Source organism: Micromonospora phytophila, from assembly GCF_023656545.1.
Taxonomy (GTDB): Bacteria; Actinomycetota; Actinomycetes; order Mycobacteriales; family Micromonosporaceae; genus Micromonospora; species Micromonospora phytophila.
The window spans coordinates 1-2906 of the sequence record NZ_JAMOKF010000494.1; the positions used below are offsets into that span (position 1 = coordinate 1).

The 2906-nt window shown below is 72.0% G+C and carries 2 protein-coding genes, 3 tRNA genes and 1 pseudogene; 4 read left to right on the forward strand and 2 right to left on the reverse strand.

Features of this window, described 5'->3' with window-relative positions:
• Positions 1-1709 (reverse strand): acyl-CoA dehydrogenase family protein (locus NCC78_RS30220; RefSeq protein ID WP_250798798.1); only part of this gene is annotated, 1709 nt, incomplete at its 3' end.
• 29 nt (positions 1710-1738) lie between these two features.
• On the reverse strand, positions 1739-2290 hold the full coding sequence (locus tag NCC78_RS30225) for a PadR family transcriptional regulator (protein ID WP_250798799.1): 552 nt from the start codon (positions 2288-2290) through the stop codon (positions 1739-1741).
• Positions 2291-2359: 69 nt separating this feature from the next.
• On the opposite strand from NCC78_RS30225, the gene NCC78_RS30230 reads away from it, so the two are divergent.
• The 4 genes and pseudogenes from NCC78_RS30230 to NCC78_RS30245 all read left to right on the forward strand — a co-directional run.
• Positions 2360-2434: transfer RNA gene (locus NCC78_RS30230), tRNA-Asp, on the forward strand.
• Between the two features lie 32 nt (positions 2435-2466).
• Positions 2467-2541 (forward strand) — tRNA-Trp (locus NCC78_RS30235).
• Between the two features lie 31 nt (positions 2542-2572).
• Positions 2573-2645: transfer RNA gene (locus NCC78_RS30240), tRNA-Ser, on the forward strand.
• Positions 2646-2668: 23 nt separating this feature from the next.
• Positions 2669-2906 (forward strand): annotated as a pseudogene (locus tag NCC78_RS30245) (hypothetical protein); the annotation flags it as partial.

Consider the following 2906-nt stretch of genomic DNA (forward strand, 5'->3'; position numbering starts at 1 on the left):
TCGTACGCGCCGCTGAGCGCGGTCACCCGCTCCCACACCCGGGCCGTCCGCTCCGCGTCCCGCACGGGCCGCCGGAGGTGGGCCAACGCCCAGGCGGCCTGCGCCTCGGAGGTGGCCGCCTTGCCGTGCAGGTCGGTGGCGTACGCGGAGAAGTCGCGGACCGCGATGTCGAAGATCTCGTCGATCAGGTCGCGGTCCAGGCCGGTCAGCTCGGCCTGCTCCAGGATCAGCTGGCCGTAGACGATCAGCGCGAAGAGCTGACCGAGGGCGAGCAGGAAGTCGAGGTCCCGCTGCTGGTCGTCGTCGGGCGCGTGCGCGGCGAGCAGCGCGCAGAACCCGTCGGCCTGCTCCCGGAAGCGGGCCACGTTGGGCACGTCGGCGTAGGCGTCGTAGGCGGTACGCCAGTCGTGGAACCGGATCGCGCCGAGGCCCCGGGCCGGCCCCTGCCGGAACAGGAACTCGTCGTCGGACGGGTCGTGGCGGGTCGGCACCGGCGGGTGGTCGACCGGGTGGAACAGGTGGTTGGCCATGAACTTCAAGATCAGCGCGAGGTTGACGTGCACGGTGCCCTCGAGCTTGGGTAGCCCGCGGATGTCCTTGGCGGCCTTGTCGAAGTAGGTGTCCGCCTCGAAGCCCTTCGCCGCGATGACGTCCCAGAGCAGGTCGATGACCCGCTCGCCCTCGGTGGTGACCTTCATCTTGGTCATCGGGTTGAACAGCAGGTACCGGCGGTCGTCCGGGCCGGCCGACCGGAAGTAGTCCACCGCTCGGTCGCTGAACAGCTTCATCGCGACCAGCCGGGCGTACGCGTCGGTGAGCTCGCGGCGCGCGTGCGGGAAGTCGGTGACCCGGCGGCCGTAGAGGACGCGGTTGTGGGCGTGGGTCACGGCCTCGTACATCGCGTGCTCGCAGATGCCGATCGAGGCGGTGCAGAGGTTGAACTTGCCCACGTTGACGGTGTTGAGCGCGGCGTCGAACGCGGCCCGGCCGGTGTGCAGCACGTCCTCGGCGCGGACCGGGTAGCCCTCCAGGCGGAACTCGCTGACGTACATCTGGGCGTTCACCACGTTGCGGACCAGCCGGTAGGCGGGGTGGCGGCTGTCGGCGGCGAAGAAGACGTAGCCGTCGGGGCCGTCGATGTCGGCGCGGCGGCCGAAGACCGAGACCAGCCCGGCGACGTTGCCGTTGCCGATGTAGTACTTGGCGCCGTCGGCGCGGAACCCGCCGGCGCCGTCGGGGGTGAGCACCATGTCGGTGGAGTAGATGTCGGCGCCGTGGGCGCGTTCGGAGAGGCCGAAGGCCATCACGTGGCCGTCGGCGAGCAGTTCGGCGGCGCGCGCCCGGGCGGCGGCGTTGTCGCTCTGCCACACCGGGCCCAGCCCGAGCACGGTGACCTGCCAGGTGTACCAGTAGCCGAGGCCGTAGAAGCCGAGGATCTCGCTGAGCGCGGCGTTGCGGGCGGTGTCCCAGCGCTTCGCCGGGTCCCCGGCCCCGTCGGCGGCCGGCGTGAGGAAGGCCGCGAACAGCCCCTCCTTCGCCGCGAAGTCCAGGAAGTCGCCGTACCACTCGTGCCGGTTGTACGTGTCGAGCAGCGCCTTCTTGCCGCGCCGCTCGAAGAAGTCGACGGTGGCGCGCAGCAGCCGGCGGCTCTCGTCGTCCAGGTGCGCCGGGTCGTAGATACGCGGGTTGAGCAGCGGCGAGTCCACCATGACGGCGACTCCCTTCGGTCTCGGGGTGGTCAGTTCTCGAGGGTGCGCAGGGTGGTGAGCACGTCGTCGAGCCAGGCGAGCACCATCCGCTCGTAGGCGATGCCGCCGCGCAGCACGACGTGCTGGAGCGCCCGCTGGGCGTCCGGTGGATCGGCGTCGGGGAAGTCGCGCCGCTCGCCGGTCAGGTAGCGGGCCAGGGTGGCCTCGTGGGTGGCCCGGTAGCGTTCGACCTCGGCGACGAGCGCGGCGCGCCCGGCGGCATCGTCGAACGCGGCGCCGCGGATCTTGACGGCCAGTTCGTGCCGGACCGTCTCCGGCTGGACCGGGGCGCGCAGCCAGGTCACCAGCGCGGACCGGCCGGCCGGCGCCACCGACCAGGACCGCTTGTCGGGGCGGCCGTCCTGGCCGATCTCCTCGGCGGTGATCCAGCCGTCGGCCTCCATCCGCTTCAACACCCGGTAAATCTGCTGGTGGGTCGCGGTCCAGAAGCGGCCGATGGAGCGCTCGAAGCGGCGGGCCAGCTCGTAGCCGGAGGCGGGCTGCTCCAGCAGCGAGACCAGGATCGCGTGTTCGAGGGCCATGGAGGCATCCTGCTATGCAACTCGTTGCATAGCAAGACCCGATCGGGGGGTGCCCTACACTCACCGGCGGCGGGTTGTAGCGCAGAGGTCGTCGCGCCTCCTCATCAGGGAGGATGACGCCGGTTCGAATCCGGCCGATCCGCCACCTCAGGTGCCGCTGCGCTCGGCACCGCGAGCGGGCCGTAGCGCAGCGGTCGTCGCGCCCGGTCTCCAAAACCGGGAGGACACCGGTTCGAATCCGGTCGGCCCGCACCCGCCTCCTGCCCTACACTCCCCCGCGAGCGGGCCGTAGCGCAGCGGTCGTCGCGCCCGACTGCTCATCGGGAGGACGCCGGTTCGAATCCGGCCGGCCCGCTCCCGACTGGACGGGGACGGGACGTGGAACGCCGGCGCGAACGCGAGAAGCAACTGCGACTCCTGCGGTACGCGTCCCCGCCGGGGATGACCGCCGCCGTCACCGCGCGCCGACTCGCCGGCGACTGGCGGGGCGCCTGCGCGGCCGGGCTGGTCGACGCGCACGTCGACCTGCGCGCCGTCGCCTCCCGGTACGGCACCGACGAAGCCGCCCGGATCGAGGCGGAGCTGCGCGGCTTCGCCCCGGACCTGCTGCGGCGAT

Coding starts and splice junctions, on each gene's coding strand:
- NCC78_RS30225 (WP_250798799.1), bottom strand. CDS start 2,290: ATGGCCCTCGAACACGCGATCCTGGTCTCGCTGCTGGAGCAGCCCGCC.